At 62.0% G+C, this 19,625-nt stretch carries 19 protein-coding genes; 11 read left to right on the top strand and 8 right to left on the bottom strand.

From position 1 onward, the window contains the following. The first annotated feature begins 158 nt into the window (after positions 1-158). Positions 159-1,547 carry an adenylosuccinate lyase gene (gene purB, locus B7G52_RS07330; protein ID WP_096696971.1) on the top strand — a complete coding sequence of 463 codons (1,389 nt, stop codon included), beginning with the start codon at positions 159-161 and terminating at the stop codon, positions 1,545-1,547. A 161-nt stretch (positions 1,548-1,708) separates the two neighbouring features. On the opposite strand, the gene B7G52_RS07325 is transcribed toward purB, so the two are convergent. Both B7G52_RS07325 and B7G52_RS07320 read right to left on the bottom strand, forming a co-directional pair. Next, positions 1,709-2,017, bottom strand: a complete 309-nt coding sequence (locus B7G52_RS07325; protein WP_096696961.1) for a hypothetical protein — start codon at positions 2,015-2,017, stop codon at positions 1,709-1,711. 345 nt (positions 2,018-2,362) lie between these two features. Then, positions 2,363-2,803: a DUF3717 domain-containing protein gene (locus B7G52_RS07320; protein WP_096696960.1), complete on the bottom strand. Its 441-nt coding sequence runs from the start codon at positions 2,801-2,803 to the stop codon at positions 2,363-2,365. A gap of 462 nt (positions 2,804-3,265) precedes the next feature. Here B7G52_RS07320 and B7G52_RS07315 point away from each other — a divergent pair, with 462 nt between their 5' ends. The 3 genes from B7G52_RS07315 to B7G52_RS07305 all read left to right on the top strand — a co-directional run bounded on the left by B7G52_RS07315 (position 3,266) and on the right by B7G52_RS07305 (position 5,115). Next, positions 3,266-4,000: a TerC family protein gene (locus tag B7G52_RS07315; RefSeq protein WP_096696959.1), complete on the top strand. Its 735-nt coding sequence runs from the start codon at positions 3,266-3,268 to the stop codon at positions 3,998-4,000. A 24-nt stretch (positions 4,001-4,024) separates the two neighbouring features. Next, positions 4,025-4,477, top strand: coding sequence for a hypothetical protein (locus tag B7G52_RS07310; RefSeq protein ID WP_096696958.1), 453 nt, complete (start codon positions 4,025-4,027; stop codon positions 4,475-4,477). 287 nt (positions 4,478-4,764) lie between these two features. Continuing rightward, entirely contained in the window at positions 4,765-5,115 is a 351-nt protein-coding gene (locus B7G52_RS07305) for a phage holin family protein (RefSeq protein ID WP_096696957.1), read from the top strand. On the opposite strand, the gene B7G52_RS07300 is transcribed toward B7G52_RS07305, so the two are convergent. Further along, positions 5,074-6,612: a M48 family metalloprotease gene (locus tag B7G52_RS07300; protein WP_096696956.1), complete on the bottom strand. Its 1,539-nt coding sequence runs from the start codon at positions 6,610-6,612 to the stop codon at positions 5,074-5,076. The genes B7G52_RS07305 and B7G52_RS07300 overlap by 42 nt on opposite strands. A 52-nt stretch (positions 6,613-6,664) precedes the next feature. Then, entirely contained in the window at positions 6,665-7,444 is a 780-nt protein-coding gene (gene tfpZ, locus B7G52_RS07295; protein WP_096696955.1) for a TfpX/TfpZ family type IV pilin accessory protein, read from the bottom strand. Between the two features lie 41 nt (positions 7,445-7,485). Between tfpZ and moaC the strand changes: the two genes are divergently transcribed. Further along, the gene (gene moaC, locus B7G52_RS07290) at positions 7,486-7,974 is read left to right on the top strand and encodes a cyclic pyranopterin monophosphate synthase MoaC (protein ID WP_096696954.1); all 489 of its coding nucleotides are present in this window, start codon (positions 7,486-7,488) and stop codon (positions 7,972-7,974) included. 177 nt (positions 7,975-8,151) lie between these two features. On the opposite strand, the gene B7G52_RS07285 is transcribed toward moaC, so the two are convergent. Continuing rightward, entirely contained in the window at positions 8,152-9,648 is a 1,497-nt protein-coding gene (locus tag B7G52_RS07285; RefSeq protein ID WP_096696953.1) for a PglL family O-oligosaccharyltransferase, read from the bottom strand. A 225-nt stretch (positions 9,649-9,873) separates the two neighbouring features. Between B7G52_RS07285 and galE the strand changes: the two genes are divergently transcribed. The 3 genes from galE to B7G52_RS07270 are packed head-to-tail and all read left to right on the top strand — an operon-like array spanning position 9,874 to position 13,327. Next, entirely contained in the window at positions 9,874-10,893 is a 1,020-nt protein-coding gene (galE, locus tag B7G52_RS07280) for a UDP-glucose 4-epimerase GalE (protein ID WP_096696952.1), read from the top strand. Further along, positions 10,894-12,036, top strand: coding sequence for a glycosyltransferase family 4 protein (locus tag B7G52_RS07275; protein ID WP_240523357.1), 1,143 nt, complete (start codon positions 10,894-10,896; stop codon positions 12,034-12,036). Then, positions 11,990-13,327, top strand: a complete 1,338-nt coding sequence (locus B7G52_RS07270; protein WP_096696950.1) for a sugar transferase — start codon at positions 11,990-11,992, stop codon at positions 13,325-13,327. The genes B7G52_RS07275 and B7G52_RS07270 overlap by 47 nt, the downstream gene beginning before the upstream one ends. Positions 13,328-13,338: 11 nt before the next feature. Here B7G52_RS07270 and B7G52_RS07265 read toward each other — a convergent pair whose 3' ends face one another. After that, positions 13,339-14,049, bottom strand: coding sequence for a bifunctional 2-polyprenyl-6-hydroxyphenol methylase/3-demethylubiquinol 3-O-methyltransferase UbiG (locus B7G52_RS07265; RefSeq protein ID WP_096696949.1), 711 nt, complete (start codon positions 14,047-14,049; stop codon positions 13,339-13,341). On the opposite strand from B7G52_RS07265, the gene B7G52_RS07260 reads away from it, so the two are divergent. From B7G52_RS07260 to B7G52_RS07250, 3 genes are read left to right on the top strand one after another with little or no spacing between them, the layout of a single operon-like run. Next, on the top strand, positions 14,017-15,102 hold the full coding sequence (locus B7G52_RS07260) for a glycosyltransferase (protein WP_096696948.1): 1,086 nt from the start codon (positions 14,017-14,019) through the stop codon (positions 15,100-15,102). The genes B7G52_RS07265 and B7G52_RS07260 overlap by 33 nt on opposite strands. A gap of 29 nt (positions 15,103-15,131) precedes the next feature. Continuing rightward, positions 15,132-16,019, top strand: a complete 888-nt coding sequence (locus B7G52_RS07255) for a glycosyltransferase (protein WP_240523356.1) — start codon at positions 15,132-15,134, stop codon at positions 16,017-16,019. Beyond that, complete coding sequence (locus B7G52_RS07250) at positions 16,016-17,248, top strand: hypothetical protein (protein WP_205853034.1); 1,233 nt, start codon at positions 16,016-16,018, stop codon at positions 17,246-17,248. Before B7G52_RS07255 ends, B7G52_RS07250 begins: the two co-directional genes overlap by 4 nt. Here B7G52_RS07250 and B7G52_RS07245 read toward each other — a convergent pair. Together B7G52_RS07245 and B7G52_RS07240 are read right to left on the bottom strand one after the other, a co-directional pair. Continuing rightward, on the bottom strand, positions 17,221-18,909 hold the full coding sequence (locus tag B7G52_RS07245; RefSeq protein ID WP_141397398.1) for a PglL family O-oligosaccharyltransferase: 1,689 nt from the start codon (positions 18,907-18,909) through the stop codon (positions 17,221-17,223). The two genes, B7G52_RS07250 and B7G52_RS07245, sit on opposite strands and share 28 nt — an antisense overlap. Before the next feature lie 77 nt (positions 18,910-18,986). Next, positions 18,987-19,487, bottom strand: coding sequence for a pilin (locus B7G52_RS07240; protein ID WP_096696945.1), 501 nt, complete (start codon positions 19,485-19,487; stop codon positions 18,987-18,989). Positions 19,488-19,625 lie beyond the last annotated feature (138 nt).

Genomic DNA, 19,625 nt, shown 5'->3' with positions numbered 1-19,625 from the left:
GGCTTGGGGCTTGGGGGGTCGGATACCTCAAGCAAAATAGCTTGGCAGGCCCCAGCCGATTGCATTCTATCGAGTATGCGTCGGCCGGGCCTGCCACGCGGCAAAAACGGGGTAACCTGTCTGCCGGGGCGCCAGGCCACCCGCCTACAATGTCGCCCATGAACCCGTCCACCAGCTTCTCCATCACCGCCCTGTCCCCCCTGGACGGCCGTTACGCCGCCAGACTCGCCCCCCTGCGGCCGCTGATGTCGGAGCTCGGTTACATGCACCGCCGCGTCCAGGTGGAAGTCGCCTGGTTCATCGCGCTGTCGGACGCAGGTTTTGCCGAATTCAAGCCACTGACCCCCGGTGCACGCACCTACCTGCTCGGACTGGTCAAGCATTTCTCGGGAAATGACGCGACCGCGATCAAGGAGATAGAAAAAACAACCAACCACGACGTGAAGGCGGTCGAGTACTGGATCAAGTCTAAGTTCGAGGCGCGGCCGGAGCTGCAGGCTGCCGCCGAGTTTGTGCATTTCGCCTGCACCAGCGAAGACATCAACAACACCAGCCATGCGCTGCAGCTCAAAAGCAGCCGCGAGCAGGTCTTGCTGCCGGCGCTGGACAAGGTCATCACGCAGTTGCGCGAGATGGCGCACCGCTACGCCGACGAGCCCATGCTCAGCCGCACCCACGGCCAGACCGCCAGCCCGACTACCGTCGGCAAGGAAATTGCCAACGTGGTGGCGCGCCTGGTGGTGGCGCGTGAACGGGTTGCCGGCGTGCAGCTGATGGCCAAGATGAACGGCGCGGTCGGCAACTTCAATGCCCACCTCGCGGCCTGGCCCGATTTTGACTGGGAGGCGCTGAGCCGTCGTGTCATCGAGTCGCCCGAGCCGCTGGGCCTGGGCCTGAATTTTCAGCCCTACAGCATCCAGATCGAGCCGCACGACTACATGGCCGAGCTGTTCGACGCGGTGGCGCGCACCAACACCATCCTGATCGACTTCTCGCGCGATGTCTGGGGTTATGTCAGCGTGGGTTATTTCAAGCAGCGCCTCAAGGACGGTGAAATCGGCTCGAGCACCATGCCGCACAAGGTCAACCCGATTGATTTCGAGAACGCCGAAGGCAACCTCGGCCTGGCCAATGCGCTGCTGCGCCACCTCAGCGAAAAACTGCCCATCAGCCGCTGGCAGCGCGATTTGACCGACAGCACCGTGCTGCGCAACATGGGCGTGGCCTTTGGTTACGCCGTGCTGGCCTACAGCGCGATGAGCACCGGGCTGGGCAAGCTTGAACTCAACCGTGAAGCCCTGGCCGACGACCTGGATGCCTCGTGGGAAGTGCTGGCCGAGCCGATCCAGACCGTGATGCGCCGTTACGGCGTGCAGGGCGCTTACGAAAAACTCAAGGAAGTCACGCGCGGCAAAACCGTGACGGCCGAAGCGCTGCATGGCCTGATCCGCTCGCTGGAGATTCCGGACGCGGAAAAAGACCGCCTGCTGGCCATGACGCCGGCCAGTTACACCGGCAAGGCCGCCGAGCTCGCGAAAAGGATTTAGCCCCCACGCTTTTCACTTCGTGTATGCGCTGCCCCCCGAGGGGGCCGCTGCGCCTGCGGCCCGGCAAAGCCGGTTCCGCGGCCCCGGCTTGGATTGACATCCCCTGCGGTATCCTTTTGTCCCGCGCTTGTCGAAGATACTTTCCCAAGAGCGCGACGTCTTCAGGTCGACGCCGGCATCATAGCGCCACAGGCCCAGCACTGCTCAAAACCGCCTTCCACCGTTTCACCGCAGGCGCAAAGCCAGCGGCGTTGCGGCAGGTTCTGCAGGCTGTGCAGCAAGGCTTCGGCGCGCGGCTTCTCGTGGTCGTGGGTCAGCCAGACTTCGGGCTGGCACTGGTCGGGCGGCAACTCCCCCGCCACGCTGCCGAGAAAATAGCGCTGCACCGTGGCCGAAAAGCCCGCCTGCTGCAGCACGTCGGCCCAGAGCGCCGCGATGGCAATGTTGGGGGCACGGGCAAGTCGGAGCATGCTAGGGCCTGTTCCCACTATTTTTGCAAATGCGAACGGGGTGAAAACAGTGCCAATCAAGGCGCGCGACGACGGTCAGACTGGCCGTCTGACCTAGGAGTGCAACGCCGAGTGGCGCTGTTTTCACCCCGTTCCCTCCGGGTTGCGGCCAAAAAGGCCCTGCGCAGCGTTGCAAAGCCTTGCCGGGCGCCAGCCCGGCTGCATTTTGCGCCTCGCGCAGGACTTTTTTGACTCGCAACGCATCTTGTAAAAATAGTGGGAACAGGCCCAAGTTTACTCCTGAATCCATAGCTGCCTGCGCATGATGCATAAGGGCTGGAAGCCAAAAAAGCTTGAAATCCGGGTTCAGGCTGACTGCGGCGGTGCGTCCTTCTTGCCCCTTTTTTCCAGCGCGCGGTCGGCATAACGGCCAAAACGCCAGGCCGTGTCTTCCTGCGTGATGCGCCGCCAGGTTCCCCGCTTGGCGGCCGGGCTCATTTCGGGCCAGCGCTGCACCTCCTCGAAGGTGCGCCCGCAGCCCTTGCACAACTCGTCGCCCTGGCTGGTCGAGCAGATGGCAATGCAGGGCGTGTCGGCGGTCGTGTCGTACCAGGCGCGCCAGGCCGCCATGGCCTGGGGTGGAAAACCGGCCTCGTCGGCCTCCTCCTCGCGGTAGAAAACCAGCAGGGCGTACACCTCGGCCAGCGCACGCAACTCGGGCGCCAGCGTGATGCCGTCGAGTGACGGCTTTTTCTCGCGCCAATAGTTGATGGCCGCTTCAATGTCGGTGATGTGGATGCCAGGCATGCGGGGGCGGTGCAATCGGAAAAGGAGAAGTGGAGGCTAAAAATGGGCCGCCGCCGGAAGCGGCGCCCGCTATTTCCGGCTGGGCCGTGAATGATAGGCCAAGCCCGCAGCCTTCTGTGGCGCCGGGCTTTTTTCGGGGGTACCGCAGCCGGACTTTGCAAAAAAGCGCGGTTTGTTGTCAAATACGGGGTTCCGAAGGGGAGTAACTCCCTCGTCTGGCTGCGCCGGAATTTTTTCCCGCCGCCAGACGTTCAGCAAGTCGTCATTACGAAGTTCCCACTTCCGGCTTGTTGGGCATGCAGCAAAACTGCATGTCGAGCCAGACCTTCGATCGAAACCCGTACAGGTTTGATCGAGGCGTCGCGGCAACCACTCCGCCCCTCACCGACCTGTCCGGTTTTAACGAAGCTCGGAAGTCCGCCCGCCGGATTTCCATGTTGCAACCTGACGTGAAAGTGTGAAATGGAATTATTCTCAACGCCCTGGTGGTCGGCCCTGCTGGCGATCATCCTCATCGACCTGGTGCTGGCCGGCGACAACGCGATTGTGATCGCGTTGGCCGCACGCAACCTGCCACCCCACCTGCAGAAAAAAGCCATTGCCTGGGGCACGATCGGGGCCATTGCCGTGCGCTCTGTCATGACCGTCGGCGTGGTGTGGTTACTGAAGATTCCCGGCCTGATGCTGGTCGGCGGCCTGGGCCTGCTCTGGATCGCCTACAAGCTGCTGGCCGACCAGGGCGACAAGGAGCACGATAGCCCGGTGGCCAGCACCTTCTGGGGCGCGATGAAAACCATTGTGGTCGCCGATGCACTGATGGGTGTGGACAACGTGCTGGGCGTGGCGGGTGCGGCCCACGGCGCGTTTGACCTGGTGGTCATCGGTTTGCTGGTCAGCATCCCCATCGTGGTGTTCGGCAGCACCCTGGTGCTCAAGCTGGTCGAGCGTTTTCCCATGATCATCAACATAGGCGCTGCGGTGCTGGCCTTCACCGCCGCCAAGATGATTGTGAGCGAGCCCCTGCTGGACACGGTTTACGGCGGCCCCGGCTCGCCGCCCGCGTCCGCCACCCTGAACACCGCCGCGCAGTGGGGCACCTACGCCCTGGCCGTGGCCGGTGTCCTCGGCGCTGGCTGGTGGGTCACGCGCCGTGCCAGGGCCCTGCAGCGCGGCACAGCCGTGGCCGAGCACAACTGACATGAACCCGGCAGGAACAAGCTGATGGACACCACGATTGTTTATGTCGACGAGGCCGCCCATGCGCTGGGCATGCTGGCGCTCCTGCTGCAATCCGGCCAGGGGCATACGCCGACGCGCTGGATCGTGGTGGGCTGCGCGCCGCGCATCACCCATCGCGTCAGCAAGTGGGTCACGCACAGCGCCCGCGAAAGCTGGCGCGGCAAGTGGGCCGAAAAAGTTTTTGAACAAATCGTCCCGTTGCTGCAGGCCTCCGGCGACCCGGTCATCACGCAACTGGCATGCGGCCCGCTTGATGCGTTCACCGCCGCCTTGCGGGCGCGGCATGGCGAGGGGCGTCTGGTGGATGCGCGCCGGCCCCGGCCCGCAGCGGGTCTGCAGGCGGCCCCGGGGCCAAATACCGTCGAGCCGCGCGGCGTCTGGGGCTTTGCCGCCATGCTGGCCGGCTCCGGCCTGCTGTTGACAGCGGATTATTGATGTTTTCGTAATTCATGACGCCACACCGTTCGGGCTGAGCCTGTCGAAGCCTGTCCTGAGCTTGACGAAGAGCCCTTCGACAAGCTCAGGGCGAACGGTAGTAAGTTGCCTATCATGATTTATGGAAGTCTCAATAGTGAGCGGTTCAAAATTCGTGACAGTCAGAACGCTCAACCCCTCACCCCGTCCCTCTCCCAAGGGGCGAGGGTGAGAGCCGTCCAATTCACTGTCGTGTATTTGAAAAAAATCCATAAAAAGCTGCAGACCGCGATGGTATTCTTGGGCCCATGAAACTCATCGTCAAATGGCTTTGCAGCGCTGCCGCCTTGCTGGCGGTGGCCTATCTGTATTCCGGTGTGACCGTGACCAGCTTCCCGGCGGCGCTGCTGGCAGCGGCCGTGCTGGGCGCACTCAACACGGTGGTGCGCCCTCTGCTCGTGTTGCTGACCCTGCCGGTGACGCTGGTGACGCTGGGGCTGTTCCTGTTTGTCATCAACGCCCTGATGTTCTGGGCCGCCGCCGGCCTGCTCAGCGGCCTGCATGTCACCGGGTTTGTCGCCGCCCTGATCGGTTCGCTGATCTACTCGGTGCTGCAGCTAGCGATCGAGTTTCTCCTGGAGCGCCTGCTCCCGAAGTAGCTGGTCGATCTCGCGCGCCCGCGTGTCGATGATGGACGCATCGACGTAGTTGCTGGCCGCCGCACCGCCGTCACGGCCGCTGCGCATCAGGTCCTGCGCGGCCTTGAAACGGTCGCGGGCCGCAGGGTAGTCCAGCTGCGCCACCCGGCTCTCGGCATCGGCCCGAATCGCGCGCAGCGTCTGCCCCTGCTGGCCCCAGGCCGTCGCCAGCAATTGCCAGGCGATGGCATCTTTCGGATGGGTGGTGACCCAGGTTTGCAGGGCGCCTGAAACCTCCTGCGCCCGACCTGCCGCGAGATCCGCCCGGGCCTGCAGCAACAAGGCCGCCCGGCTGCGCGTGTCGCCCAGCTTCGGCAAACCCGCGGTGTTGCCGGCAGCCAGCTCGATCTCCAGCACCAGCCACGCCACCGGATCGGCCAGCGGCGTCTTCGCGGGCACGGCCGACTTGAGCTTGCCTGCCAAGCTGCGCGCCAGGGCGTGGTCGCGCAGCCGGCTCGCCGCCAGGGCGCCGCCATACAGGGTGCCGGCATCGCGCGGTGTCCATGCCACGTTCGCCGCACCGGCGAGTGACACGCGCTGCGCGTCGGCCACCATCGGCCGCAAGCCATCCACGCCGGGATCGGCCAGCACACGCGCCCGTGCCGCCATCAACGCGTGCAGCGTGCGCGCACCGCCTGGCTCTTCGGTGGCGCCCTTGGGCGCTGAACTCGCGCCGCCTTCCAGTTGCAGCCGGCCCTTGATCTCGGCAATACGCTCGGTCGTCAGCGGGTGGCTGCGCAGGTAGGGAAAAGCACCATTGTCATTGAGCCGCGAGGCCTGCTGCAGCTTGTCGAACATGCTGGCGAAACCCTGCTTTTCGAAGCCGGCGTCGGCCATCACGCCAAAGCCGACCCGGTCGGCTTCGCGCTCCATGTCACGCGAAAAATTGAGCTGATTCTGCACGGCCAGCGCCTGCCCGCCGGCAATGGCTGCGTTGGCGGCATCGGGGCTTTTGTTGGCGGCCAGGGCGCCGAGAATCATGGCCGCAATCAGCCAGGGCATTTGCTGGCTCTGCTTGCTCATCAGGCGCGAAATGTGCCGCTGCGTCACGTGGCTCAACTCGTGCGCCAGGACCGAGGCCAATTCGTCGCGGGTAGCCACAGCGCCTATCAGCCCCAGATGCACACCCAGATAACCCCCCGGCAAGGCGAAGGCGTTGATGCTGCGGTCACGGATCTGCATGACGTCCCAGGCAAACCGCTCGTCCAGTTCGGGGCCCAGCTCGCCCCGGGCGCGTGCAGCCGTCATCAGGGGCTGCCAGATGCCCTGCAGGTAGTCGCCCAGCACCGGATCGTCCAGGTAATCCGGGTCGCGATAAATGCTGGCGGCAATCCGGTCGCCGAGCCGCCGTTCGGCACTGGCGGACAACTCCGAGGTGTCGCCCAGCGCCGGCAACGCGCCGCTGGGCCGGGCTGGCGTCTGGGCCTGCGCCAAGCTCACGGGCGCCATGAAAATCATGGCCGCCAGCGCCAGAGGGCTCAGGGCAAAAAGCCTTCTTTGCAGGAACGAATCAGAAAGAGTCAATGGGGACAAAAGCAATCACCTCGGTAGTTCGAAGATCGAGCAGGACCGTCCAGAATTTGTCGCGTCCTGCCAGGGGAACGTAAGCCACGGACTCGCTGGCCCTGCTGCGATCCGGTCCGGACCGCAAGGCGGCATCGATGGTGCCCACCTGGTCAGGAAAACGGTTTTTCAAATCGTCCAGCGGTCTAGCGACTTTGAGAATCTGCGGCCTGGCCTCGTCATAACGTTGCCACAGGAAGGGTCTGGCGCCCAGGGGAAAGCCCTGCACGGCAGCTAGGGTAGCGTCCAAGCCTTCCTGCTGGCTCCTGAAGTTACGGACCGACAGCAGCGTCGGGCCGGTCCAAGGCAGTCGCCGTAACTCCAGCGGCGCCAGGTCCATTTCTTCTTCGGGAATATCAATGGCATGCACCACCCGAAACCGGTCGATCTCAAACACCAGGTGGACCGGACGCGCAACAGACACTGTCCACAGACCATACGCCAGCGCCGCCACCTGCAACATACCGATCACCGTCAGATCGCGGCGCAACTCGGCCGCCGGCTTGCTGCGGTTAAACACCGCCAGGGTCAGCAGCGGCCCCATGATGACATCGACCGCCATCACAATCAAAAACAGGTGACGCCCGCCGGAGATTTCCCGGTAGGGATAGGGATACCAGAGGGCAAACACCAGCCAGGCCGCCAGGGCCGCCACCGCCAGGCTCAGTGTGAGATGAATGGCGGCCGCCGACGAGCGGCTTTTCAGGGAAGGAGACACTGCGGGCATGCTCTTATGATGAGGGTTGCATGTAAAGGTTTCGTAACAGTATGACCACGACTTCACCGCTGACACATTTTGACGGCCAGGGGCAGGCGCACATGGTTGATGTGGCCGCCAAACCGGCCACCCACCGGGTGGCTGTGGCGCAAGGCCGCATCACCATGAATCCTGCCACACTGGCCATCATCCTGGAAGGCACGGCCAAAAAAGGCGACGTACTCGGCATTGCCCGGATTGCCGGCATCATGGCGGCCAAAAAAACCAGCGACCTGATTCCCCTGTGTCACCCGCTGGCGCTGACCCGTGTGGCGATGGATTTCAGCCCCGACACAGGCAGCGCCAGCATTGTTTGCCAGGCGACGGTGGAAACGGTCGGACCGACCGGCGTGGAGATGGAGGCCCTGACTGCGGTGCAAGTGGCACTGCTGACGATTTATGACATGTGCAAGGCCGCCGACCGGGGAATGACCATGACGGATATCAAGCTGCTGGAAAAACATGGTGGCAAATCGGGAAGTTTTATCGCGACTCCCTAGGAGCCTGTCGGACTTGGGAATCGTCGGCTGCAAATCGACCGCAGCGGTCCATTTTTCACCGTCTTTTTGTCCCATAGCTGGGCTATAGGCCTGCAAATCCGGCAAAAACTGTCCTCGCTGGGGCCGATTTTCGCTTTCGACGCCCCAAGCCCGACAGGCTCCTAGCCGCGTCCAGGGTCAGTCTGCAGGCCCGCCAGTCAGGCCGTTGGCATGGCGCCACTTTGTATATTCGTCGGGGAAAGCCGCTCGGTAACGAGCCAGATGCAGCAAGGCTTCATCGTCGCGCCCAAGCATGACGGCGCTTTCAACCACCTTTTCAATCACCCGTGGCTCGGGCGAGTAATGCAGCAAGGCCGTAGCGGTGTCGAAAGTCCACTGCGCGTTGCCGAGCTTGAGCGAGGTGGTCGTCAGTTCCGCAAACCGCACCTGGTTCCGGAAAAGCCGGGATCCGCGAACCTTGTCCAGCGTATCGTCACGGTAGGCCAGGTCGCGTGCCTGTGGCGCCAGGTAAATCTGGCTGACACGGTGGTAATCCCATGCGGCATAAGCCACCGCTGCCAACAATGCTGTCGCCACGACAAGCCGAATTGCCGCTCCCGCGCGCGCGTAGGAACGTGAGCCCGCCACCGGCTCTCGCGGCGCCGGCCACAGCATCCACACGCACAGCCCAAATGCCATCTGGAAGGGGCCGTACCACAGCGGATACTCCAGCATGCTGTGCAACATGATGACGGCCAGCACAGCCCATGCCATCTGCCGGGTCGGGTCCGTTTCTCGCCAGGGCTTGGCACGCCAGACGACCCAGCCCGCACCACCACACACAGCCAGGGCCAACGGAATGCCCAATTCCACGGCCAGGTGCAGCGGCAGGTTGTGGGCATTGTCCAGGATGTCGCAGAAACGCGCTCCGGGGTAAAGCGTCATGTAGTGCGCATAATCCAGTTCGCCCCAGCCCCATCCGAACCAGGGCTTTTGCGCGATCAGATGCAGTACGTTGGACCAGAGCGTCAGGCGGCCGGCACAAACGGGGTCTCCCGCACGCAGCCGAGCGACCATGCCATGGCCCAGCAGGTCCAGCCCGGCCAACCAGGGCAGTGCCAGCGTGGCCACCCCATAGGCCAGCACAGCCCCCAGCAACACGCGGCGAACCGGTGATTGGCGCCAGCCGGTCCAGAACATGCACAGCACGCACAGCAAAACCAGTTGCAACAACCCTGTCCGCGATGAGGATGCGGCGTTCCCCGCCGCCAGCAGGCCAGCCACCATCCACACCAACCTCTCCCGGTGACGGGAAAAACCGTGTTTCATAACCAGCCATACCAGCGCGACCAAAGCGATGTTGGTCAAACTCGCGAACTGGTTGCGTTGGCGCAGATTGGCAAAGGCCTCACCCAACGGGGCCTGGTTGACCCATGGAGCAAGCGCGGCCGCTGCACCGAAATATTGCAGCAAGCCGATAGCGCTGCTGAGCAGTCCTGCAATCAGCCACGCCCTTGTTGTGGCCGTCGCCAGGCACTGGGGCCGGAAGCGGGCCGACGCATGCGTGCAGGACCCGAGCAATGCTGTGGCACAAGCCCACGACAACAACAGCGGCACGACGGCAGGGGCTGGACCCGGGGCAAAGGGATTGAGCCAGGGGAGTGTTATGAATAAGAAAGTGGCAATGGACAACATCAACTTGAGTATGCAAGCGCGAAAGGCGCCACGGCCATGGGCTGCAGGTCAGCCTCACAATGAGGAGGTGTCCGTTATTTCAGGGGAATCCCAGGAAGCGACTCTTTCTATCAGACTTGCTTCCTAAGCCCCTATCTGTATATTTCAGATATCTTATGCGTCCTTACGCAGGGAATTTGGTCCAGATTGTTCATTTGCGATAATTCGCCCTGAGAAAATGAGCCCATGACACCCTGCACACTCATCACCGGCGGAGCCGGCTACATAGGATCGCACACCGCGGTCATACTCATGGACGCGGGGTACAGAGTCATCATCATCGACAATTTGTGCAACAGCAGCCCGCGCGTGCTGGACCGGCTACGCCAGCTGTGCGGCGATCAATTCGAATTCGTGCAGGCCGATGTGCGTGACGGTGCCGCGCTTGATAGCGTCTTCGCACAGTACCCAGTGGAGAGCGTCATCCATTTTGCAGGCCTCAAGGCTGTGGGAGAGTCGGTGACGCAGCCACTGCGCTACTTCGACAACAATGTCGGCAGCACCGTCAGCCTGCTGCAGGCAATGGACAGGGCAGACGTGCGCCGTATGGTTTTCAGTTCGTCAGCCACGGTGTACGGCGACCCGCAGCAGGTGCCGATTTCTGAAGCTGCGCATCTAAAAGCCACCAATCCCTACGCCCGCACCAAGCTCATATGCGAAGACATGCTGCGGGATCTGCAAGATGCCGACCCGCGCTGGCAAGTCGCGATCCTGCGCTACTTCAATCCTGTCGGTGCGCACCCAAGCGGAATCATCGGTGAAGCGCCAAGCGGTATTCCCAACAACCTGATGCCCTACATTACCCAGGTCGCGGTGGGCCAGCGCGACTATCTGAGCATCTTCGGCAACGACTACCCAACACCTGACGGCACTGGCGTACGCGACTACATCCACGTGATGGATCTGGCCCGTGGCCACGTTGCTGCGCTGGAACATTTGACCAAACAGCAGTCATCGATCACCGTGAACCTAGGCACCGGGCATGGCGTTAGCGTCCAGCAACTCGTCGATACCTTTGTCCGGGTGACCGGGCGTCCCATCGCCTATCGACAGACCGCCCGTCGCCAAGGTGATGTGGCGGCCTGCTACGCCGACACCACCTTAGCGCTCACAACTCTCGGCTGGCAAGCCGAGCACGATATCGCCCGCATGTGCGAGGACGCCTGGCGTTGGCAATCGATGAACCCGACCGGCTATGCAAGCTAATTGAAAACCGATAGTCCCACGGTCAAGGTAATGCAGGTCATCACCAAAGGCGAGTCCGGCGGCGCGCAAACACAGGTGCTAGCGCTCTGCCAAGCGCTCGCACCGCGCGTCCGCTTTGTAGCGGTCATTGGCGGACCGTCACCCCGCTCCGTCTTAGGCGATGAATTGCAGGCGCTGGGCATTGCGGTATGTCCGCTGCCACAGCTCGGCAATTCGCTCTCGCCACTGCGGGTGCTGGCGGCCGTGCGCGCCTTGCTGCGCCTGCTTAGGGCGCACCGGCCAGCCATTCTCCACGCCCACAGCGCAGCCGCTGGCGTGGTCGCGCGCATCGCTGGTCGGATTACCAACACACCGGTGATCTACACTGTGCACGGCTTTGGCTTCAAGCCCGAAGCCCCCTTGCTGCAGCGCTTGGTCGCCTGGCTGGCGGAATCGACACTGGCTCCGCTCACCAGCCACATGATTTGCGTCTCCGAGCATGAGCGTCAGCTGGCCACTCGGCTGCCAATCGCGCCCGACCGCCTCACAGTCATTACCAACGCCGTGGCGGACACACCGGAGCGCGCCCAACCGGACCATCAGCCGATGCGCATCGTCATGGTGGCTCGTCTGGCCCGGCCCAAACGGCCCGATCTGCTGTTGCAGGCGTTGGCCCTGCTGCGCGACCGGCTGGGCCGGGAAGTGCCCGCCAGCCTGATCGGCGACGGTCCGGATCTCGCCGCCTATCGCGCTCTGACCCAACAACTGGGTCTCAAAGAGGTGACCTTTACCGGCGACGTCAGCGATGTTTCCCATCGGCTGGCAATGCATGAAGTTTTTATCCTGCTTTCCGACCATGAGGGTCTGCCCGTCTCCATCATCGAGGCCATGCGTTCCGGCCTCGCCATTGTCGCCAGCGATCTGCCCGGCACCCGCGAGCTTCTCACGCATGGCACAGACGGACTGCTGGTTTCCAACGACCCGGACTCCCTGGTCGACGCCCTTCAATCCCTGGCCGCCACCCCTGATCTACGTGTTAGCCTTGGCAAAGCGGCACGCCAGCGCTACGAGGATCGGTTCACACCGGCGCCCATGGCGCGCGCGGTGGGAACCCTTTATGGTCAAATCATCCATCATGAGTCCGCCCGCGACCTCGCCCGTTGAGCACAGCACCCTCGCGTCGTCGACTGCACGTCGGCAAGGCGCCCAACTTGGCTGGTCGCTGGCCGGCGTGTTCACGTTGCTGCTGAGCTACCTGATCGGCCTCGGCTTGCAGCAGGCGGATTTGGCCACTTACCAGTTCCCCCAGACCGTGCTGTGGTGCACCCTGCCCTACCTGCTGGCCGCCCATTGGCTCTACCGGGGCGCGGGGCTACCCGCCGCCGAGCGCGGCAGCCTGTTGCTGGTCACCACGGCCCTTCCCTTTCTGCTAACACCACTGGGCTTTGCGCTGCTGCAGCAACCTTATTCACGCGGCGCCGTGCTGCTGGTCTATGCCCTGTCCACCGCCTGGTTTGTGCTGGGCGACTGGCTGCATCGACGGCATCACACGCAGCGACTGCTCTACCTGGATACCGGTGTGCCTGAACGGCTTCAGTGCCTGCTGGGCGGCAACGCGCTTTTGCACTACCAGTCCGTACGCCTGGAGCCGTGGCCCAGCGAAGCACTGGCGTCAGGACAAATACCTGCCGGCGACGGGGTGGTGCTCGACCGGCATGTGCCGCTCAGCGATGTGCGCAGCCAGCTACTCAGCCGCCTGAAACTCAACCATGTGCGACTCTACAGCGTGGAGGCGGTGGCTGAACTGCTCAGCGGCCGCAAGATGCTGCCTACCGATCAGGACGATCTCTGGCAGATCGACGGTAACCCGGCACATGACGTGGCCAAGCGCGTGCTCGATGTAGCGCTGGTGCTTTTCAGCCTGCCACTGTGGCTACCAGTTTGCGTGGCGGTGGGCCTCGCCATCAAACTCGACTCGCCCGGACCCATGCTATTCGCCCAACGCCGTGTGGGGCGCGATGGTCGGGACTTCCGGCTCTGGAAGTTCCGCAGCATGTATCCCCAGCAAGCACAGCAACCCGCCCGTTTCGCGCAACAGCAGGATGCCCGCATCACCAGCATTGGCCGCACCATTCGCCGATGGCGACTCGACGAACTTCCCCAATTGTGGAACGTGGTGCTAGGACACATGAGCCTGATCGGCCCACGCCCGGAGCAAACGCAGTTTGTCAATAAATTTTCCACCAGGATCCCGGCCTATCCTTATCGCCATCTGGTTCGCCCCGGTCTCACCGGCTGGGCTCAAGTGCAGCAGGGCTATGCGGACAGCGAGGAGCAAACCGTCGTCAAGCTCAGCTACGACCTTTACTACGTCGCGCACTACTCCATGGCACTGGATCTACTGATAGCTTACAAGACCCTACGCATTGTACTGAGCGGTTTTGGCTCGCGCTAGGCTCACCAAACTCAAGCTTGACAGGTCCTTGCACGCACTAGCAACACGTCCGACCAAATCGGGCGCCGCCGCATAAGGATACGCAACACTCGCCCCTTGATCGAGCCTGAAGCCGAGACCGCACACCCGTGCAGACTTTCTGGCTGCAGTCCTGCATCCGCCAGCACCTTGAGCAGGGTGAACGGCGAGAACCACGCGCGGTGGTCGGTATTAATGCGCTCCACGCCCCGCACGGCCTGTACCGCGTTGCGAAGCGACAGCGCGTTGGGCACCGTAACCACGAACTCGGCCGCTGGCATGCACTGCGCCAGACGCCGCAAGAAGGCCGCAGGATCTGGTAAGTGCTCAATCACATCGGGCACCAGCACCAAATCCAACCGCCACTCCGCCAGCTTAGCGGTGGCAGCGGGTGCAAAAATATCCAGCGCATGCACGTTCTCAAAGCCCAGACTGCGCGCCGTGGCCACGCCCTGATGGTTGATGTCGATTCCCTCGCATGCACTGGCGCTGCGGGTCAGGCGTGAGTGCAGCCAGCTGCCGTCGGCAACCCGGCTCGCAATCAAGGGAACATGGTCGGCAAAGCCGACATGCAACACGCGCCGTCCCGCCACCCATTGCGTCAGAAGATCGCCCCGCGGCTGGGAATGACTGATAATTTGGGGACGAAAGGGCAGGTCGTCACTGAATGAATGGCCCGACAAATAGCTTTCGATCTGGTTCATCCCGCCATTATCAACACCAACACCGCCCCCTCAGTGACACCACGTATTTTGCTGCTGCAAGAAGACCAAGCCAACGGTGGCGTGCGCACGATCAGCAACACCCTTTGTCAAGCCCTGCGGCAACGGGGCTGGTCGATCCGCGAGTTGGCGCTCAGCCAGTGCGGTTGGCAGAAACGCTTGACTGCGGCTAGGCAGTGTGATGTGCTTCTTGCCGGCCATAATTTTCGACCGGCCTACCTGGCCTGGGCAATCGGCCTATTGCTGCGAAAGCCGGTGCTGGTGTGGGTGCATGGTCCCTTGCAGGAGGTGCTGACGCAGGCTCACGCCAGTGCACTGAAGCGCTTATGGTTGCGCTGGTTTTACCGTCGTGTGCCTTATTTTGTGTTCGTGTCACGGGCTTCGCGTGATTCGTTTCTGCGTTTTATGCAAAGACCATTGGCGGCGCACCAGCGCAGCTTTGTCATTGCAAACGCTGTGCCGCAAACTGAGGCGGTCCAAACGGCACATGCGGAGCTGGCGGCTGGGGCCGATCCACAACTGGCCTACATCGGTCGTCTATCGCCGGAAAAGCAGCCAGGTATGCTGCTGGACGTGTTACGCCTGTTGCCGCACCGCTTTCGCCTGACTTTGGTTGGCGATGGGCCGCTCCGCGACGAGCTGCGCCAAAGCGGGGCAGGCCTGCTGGCGGATCAGCGCCTGACGCTTGCCGGACCGCGACCGCACGGTGCGGGTCTGTATGCACCTTGGCATATGACCCTGCTGGCGTCGCGCTATGAAGGTTGCCCGATGACCCTGCTCGAATCGTTTGCAGCGGGCGTCCCCTGCGTCGGCTTGCCGATCTCGGCCCTGCAAGAAGTTGTTGGCGATGATGCGCCTTACCTGCTGGCGCGTGATCACTCGGCCCGTGCCTTGGCGGATGCTGTACAGACGGTGCTGTCCATGCCTCGGCACCAGCTGAATACAGACATGACGCGGGTGCTGTTACGACATCAGGTGCAAGATTTTGGGCAGCACTGGCAGACCGTATTACAACAGGCGGCACGCCGATGCTGATTCATTTTGTCCACACGGGAGATGCGTACATGCCCGAGCTGCAGGCCTATGTTGCATTTGTGCACGCTGCTGGGCATCAAGCTCAAGTACACCGTCAAATCAGCACTATTCCGAGCAATGCCTCTGTTCTGTGGTGGATGTGCGGGCTGGTCACTCACCAAATGGCAAAGCGCTTTCCATCTGCTTTTCATATCCACGAACATGTCTCCACCTCGGTGCCACCATTGGCTTGGCTGAAAGACCGCGTCAAGCGCTGGCATCAGGCGCTACCTGATTACCGTATTTACCAAAATGAATGGGGCTTGCAACGTCTCGGCTTCGCTGATGAGGTGCCGTATGAGTTTCGTGACATGGTGGGTATTGCTCCTGAGTTTTTCAATCCATTTTTAAAGCGGATCGAACCCGAATTTGACTTTGTATACCTGGGTGATATGCGGCGTTTGAGCCATTTCCTGCCGGTTTTTGAAGCGCTCTCTCAACTCGGCCGAAGCGTACTTTTGGTTGGGCAGGTGCCAGACAGTTTAAAGTCGCGACTCCAGCATCACGCCAACCTGATTTTTGGCGGTCGTATTCCCCACCAGCAGGTACCAACCCAACTTCGCCGTGCCCGTTACGGCCTAAATCTGATACCGGATCAGGTCCCCTTTACCTGCCTGACCTCGACCAAACTGTTGGAGTATTGCGCCGTCGGATTGCCTGTCGCGTCCACGGACTATGCATGGGTGCGCCGGTTTGAAAAGTTGCACGACGCTCGGTTTGCCTACATTCCTTGTCGCGCCGATGCCGACACCTACCGGGCGCTGCTTGGGCCGGCGCTTGATCAGCAATGCCTGTTGGTGCCAAATGTGCATTCTCTGTCTTGGTCACCCTTACTTTCAAAGATGCAGGTCTGGCGTCAAATTGGCATGCTGGCATGAAGTTGCCGCGCGCCTCGGTTCCGATTGCGCTGGCCAGCGCCGTGTCCTTGACGGCTCAGGTACTGTTCAGCTTGCTGATGCTGCGGCTGTTTACGCCGCAGGCTGTGGGCGAGTTTTCCATCATCAGCCAAGTCGCGTTTTTCTGGATGACGTTGGCACTGGCGCAAAGCCCGCTAAGTTTGTTGGCGGACCTGCACCGCCACCCCATTCAGGCCCTGTGGGCCGCCCTAGGCGCCAGCCTGCTGCGACTGGGATGTTTGATGCCGCTGGCCTGGATGGGGGTACACCTCAGCGGGCTGGCCTTGATCGGACAGACGCTGGCTTGGGCCGCGCTATTGGCGTTGCTGCAACTGGGATGGTATCTGGCCCAGCCGCTGACCCTGAAGACGGCGTCGGTCAAATCCATCGCTGTAGGACGAGCCATGCCCCCGCTGATTGCCCTGGCGGTGGCCGGCCTGGCCGGCATCCTGTGGCCGCAGGCCGGCGCCACCGGCTTGCTGCTTGCCGCTGCGGCGGGTTATGCCGCCGGTGCGCTCTGGCTGCTGCCCCTGCGGCGATCGGCCTCCTTGCCCGACAGGTACGGAGCAAGCCTCAGCCTGGAGCCCGCTGTGGCCAGGGCGGACGACCGCAGCATGACGCTGCGCCTGGCCCATACAGCCATCGATGCGCTGACCGGCACTGCGATCTTGTTGCTCTGGCAGCGCAGCCACGGCGCGGCCGAGGTTGGCTTTCTGGCCGTGGTCCTGCGGCTGCTGGGTTTTGTCCCCGCTGTCATTCATACGGCCTGGGCCCAGGTCCTGCTGGCCGAAGGCAGCTCGCGACGCCAATCCGCCGTGATGGCCGGCCTGCTGGGTGCGCTGCTGGTGGCGGCGCTGGCGCTGGCCTGTAATTTCGCCCTACGCATGCAGTGGCTGTCAAGCGCCTGGGCCGGCGTTCTGCCCTACTTGTTGCCGCTCGCGCTTTGGCAGGGGGTTGCCTGCATGACGGCGGCCTTCAGCCATTTACCGTTCCAGCAGGGCCGAGCCAGGACCTATTCGTATATGGCCATGGGCTTTGATGCACTGCAATTGCTGGTCCTGTGCGCCCCGCTGGTTTTCGGACTTACGCTCAGCACCGCTGAGCATGTTTGGTACTTGGCTGGCGCATCGGCGGCGGGGCTGTTCGGGTTCGTTCTGTGGCTGGTACGGCTGGCCACCCCTGCTCAAGGCAGCTTGAGTTCGCGCAGTTGAGGGTATTGTGTGGCCTTTTCCGCTATGTGTTCTTTCATGGCTTGATACTGCTTTTCGCCCCATAAGCGACGGATAACCTGAAGTTGCCGCGCAGCTTCCTCTGGATTGCCGTTAAGGGCAAGCGCCATAGCGTAACGAGACTGCGTGGCCGTCCACGGGTAATAGAGCGCGGCACGCTTGGCCACCTCCATGTCCTGCGCCGACATATTGGGCGCAGGCGTGATACGGGAAACGTCAAGCAGCACGCCCAGCTGGTCAAATAAAACGACCTTGGGCCGCTGATGCCCGACCGGCGGGGAACCAATACGCGATGCTTGAAATCTGGCCACACGAAAGTCTTCTTCGATTGCCAAATACTCCACCACCGACCAGGCCAGTACGACAGTGCTGACCAACAATGCGGCTCCCACCGCTTTGACGCCGATGCGGGCAAGAACTTTACCCCTTCCCGCCCTGGCCTCCACGGCCCCAAGCATAAGCATAACCGGCACCAGAAAATAGGCATAGGCAAACGGATACTCGAGCATCGAATGCAAGCCCAGTGGCAGTGCTACCGCCAGGCCGTACCAGGGAAGCAACTGGTTGGCATCGCGCGCGCGCCGCCATAGCCATACCGCCGTCACGACCACCAGCAGCAGCGCCATCGGCACACCTGTCCAAATCACCAGATCGAGCACCAGGTTGTGGCTGTAGGCATAGGGTTCGCTCACGGTGTAGCCGTCGACCACCGCGTTGTGCGCGGCAGCCACTTGGTGGAAACCCCAGCCCGCCCACGGGTGCATGGTCACCGCCTTAAGCAATTGGGACCATGCCTGGAACCGCATGCTTCCCTCGGCGACGCGGGCGTTGGCTTGGTGGGGCAACAGATCCATCGCATTAAGCACATGCGGCCAGGTCAGGAACATTCCGACAAAGGCAATGCCCGCCACGATGCCGACCCATCGAGGGGTGGTCTCACCTATTACCCGACGCTTGAACAACCACCAGCCCAACAGGAGCAGCAAACTCAGGGCGCCAGCGCGCGATTCGCTGACCGCAAGACCCATAAGCAGCAGAAACAACAGCAAGCCGGCAGATGCCGGGCCGAGTTTTTTGGACTGACGCAGAAATACCAGGCTTGCCACGCCCATCACCAACAGCGTGGCCAGGTGATTGGGCTGCCCCAGATTGCCGCCCGGGCGACGCAAATTCGGCATGCGCGCAACCCACTCTGAATGCTCCCACAGGCTGAGCACCTGGGCAAAGGAAACAATGGTCGATACGGCTGCACCTGCAGAAAGAGTGAATGCCAGCAGCGTGAAGGGCGTGAGTGCCGCAGAAGCCGGGCGAGGCTGCACAGACGCAGAAGCCGCGGCAAAACCCAGCATCAGGCAAGCGACGCACAGCGCAATGTAAAACCAGAGCGTCCAGACGCTCCCCCAAAAGGGCAAAAGTCCGGCGGCCCGCTGCAGCGTAACGACAACACCCAAGGCAATAAAAGGCAAGGCCGCAAAAGGCAAGGCCGCAGTCCGGGGGCCCGCAGCACGACGCATGCGGACGATACCAGCCCAGCCCAGCAGAATGACCGCAAAAAACGCCACAGCCTCCAAGTGCCAGCTAACCCAGGGCGGAAAGTGCAAAGGAAGCAGCCAGCTCAGGAGAAAAAGAGGGATAGCAAGCATGAACGAATGTGAGGTCAGCAAAGAAAAACGCCCCCAGAGAGGGGGCGTTTTTACTATTTTGCGCTATGCGCTCTAAATTAGACTCCGCGGCAGGAGCCAGGCAGGAACTTGGCGGGAACGGTCGTGACAGCAGTACCACCATTCAGTACGGTGCGATTACCGCAAACCCACTCGGAAAGAGGAGCGGCAGCAGTAATAGCTGCTTTGCCAGCAGCGGTCGGGACCAGGCTCACCGTCTTGGTGTCGATCATGTCAACGCCTGAGTCACCGAAACCTTGTGCGGTCACCATGATGCCGCCGTTGGCATCGGTATTAATCTTGGCGACGTATTTAGAGGTAGCGACAGAGGCTTCGCAGCCCCAGTTGTTGGCCGTCGGCAGGCTCAGCGTGTTGGTCGATTGGTACACTTCGGTGATCGATGTGCGACAAGCAGAAGATGCCAAAATCACTTCGGACAGCTTGGCGCGCTTGGTGTAGTCCGAATAAGCAGGCAAAGCCACCGCAGCCAAAATACCAATGATCGCGACAACGATCATCAACTCGATCAGGGTAAAACCCTTTTGCATGGAACGCTTCATAAAAAAACTCCTTGGTTGAGAAACTAGCGAGACCATTCAGCAGATACCGTGCCAGACCAAAACCGGGTCTAAATCAGCCACTTTGACCATCTTCTGGCAACGGAAGTTACTCTTTTAGTCAGCCATCGAGACATTGTT

Origin of the sequence: Polaromonas sp. AER18D-145, from assembly GCF_002379095.1 — a bacterium.
In the GTDB taxonomy this organism is placed as follows: domain Bacteria; phylum Pseudomonadota; class Gammaproteobacteria; order Burkholderiales; family Burkholderiaceae_C; genus Polaromonas.
This window is presented reverse-complemented; position numbering and strand designations above follow the sequence as displayed.

Coding starts and splice junctions, on each gene's coding strand:
- purB (WP_096696971.1), top strand. CDS start 159: ATGAACCCGTCCACCAGCTTCTCCATCACCGCCCTGTCCCCCCTGGAC.
- B7G52_RS07325 (WP_096696961.1), bottom strand. CDS start 2,017: ATGCTCCGACTTGCCCGTGCCCCCAACATTGCCATCGCGGCGCTCTGG.
- B7G52_RS07320 (WP_096696960.1), bottom strand. CDS start 2,803: ATGCCTGGCATCCACATCACCGACATTGAAGCGGCCATCAACTATTGG.
- B7G52_RS07315 (WP_096696959.1), top strand. CDS start 3,266: ATGGAATTATTCTCAACGCCCTGGTGGTCGGCCCTGCTGGCGATCATC.
- B7G52_RS07310 (WP_096696958.1), top strand. CDS start 4,025: ATGGACACCACGATTGTTTATGTCGACGAGGCCGCCCATGCGCTGGGC.
- B7G52_RS07305 (WP_096696957.1), top strand. CDS start 4,765: ATGAAACTCATCGTCAAATGGCTTTGCAGCGCTGCCGCCTTGCTGGCG.
- B7G52_RS07300 (WP_096696956.1), bottom strand. CDS start 6,612: ATGATTTTCATGGCGCCCGTGAGCTTGGCGCAGGCCCAGACGCCAGCC.
- tfpZ (WP_096696955.1), bottom strand. CDS start 7,444: ATGCCCGCAGTGTCTCCTTCCCTGAAAAGCCGCTCGTCGGCGGCCGCC.
- moaC (WP_096696954.1), top strand. CDS start 7,486: ATGACCACGACTTCACCGCTGACACATTTTGACGGCCAGGGGCAGGCG.
- B7G52_RS07285 (WP_096696953.1), bottom strand. CDS start 9,648: ATGTTGTCCATTGCCACTTTCTTATTCATAACACTCCCCTGGCTCAAT.
- galE (WP_096696952.1), top strand. CDS start 9,874: ATGACACCCTGCACACTCATCACCGGCGGAGCCGGCTACATAGGATCG.
- B7G52_RS07270 (WP_096696950.1), top strand. CDS start 11,990: ATGGTCAAATCATCCATCATGAGTCCGCCCGCGACCTCGCCCGTTGAG.
- B7G52_RS07260 (WP_096696948.1), top strand. CDS start 14,017: ATGGCCCGACAAATAGCTTTCGATCTGGTTCATCCCGCCATTATCAAC.
- B7G52_RS07265 (WP_096696949.1), bottom strand. CDS start 14,049: ATGAACCAGATCGAAAGCTATTTGTCGGGCCATTCATTCAGTGACGAC.
- B7G52_RS07255 (WP_240523356.1), top strand. CDS start 15,132: ATGCCCGAGCTGCAGGCCTATGTTGCATTTGTGCACGCTGCTGGGCAT.
- B7G52_RS07250 (WP_205853034.1), top strand. CDS start 16,016: ATGAAGTTGCCGCGCGCCTCGGTTCCGATTGCGCTGGCCAGCGCCGTG.
- B7G52_RS07245 (WP_141397398.1), bottom strand. CDS start 18,909: ATGCTTGCTATCCCTCTTTTTCTCCTGAGCTGGCTGCTTCCTTTGCAC.
- B7G52_RS07240 (WP_096696945.1), bottom strand. CDS start 19,487: ATGAAGCGTTCCATGCAAAAGGGTTTTACCCTGATCGAGTTGATGATC.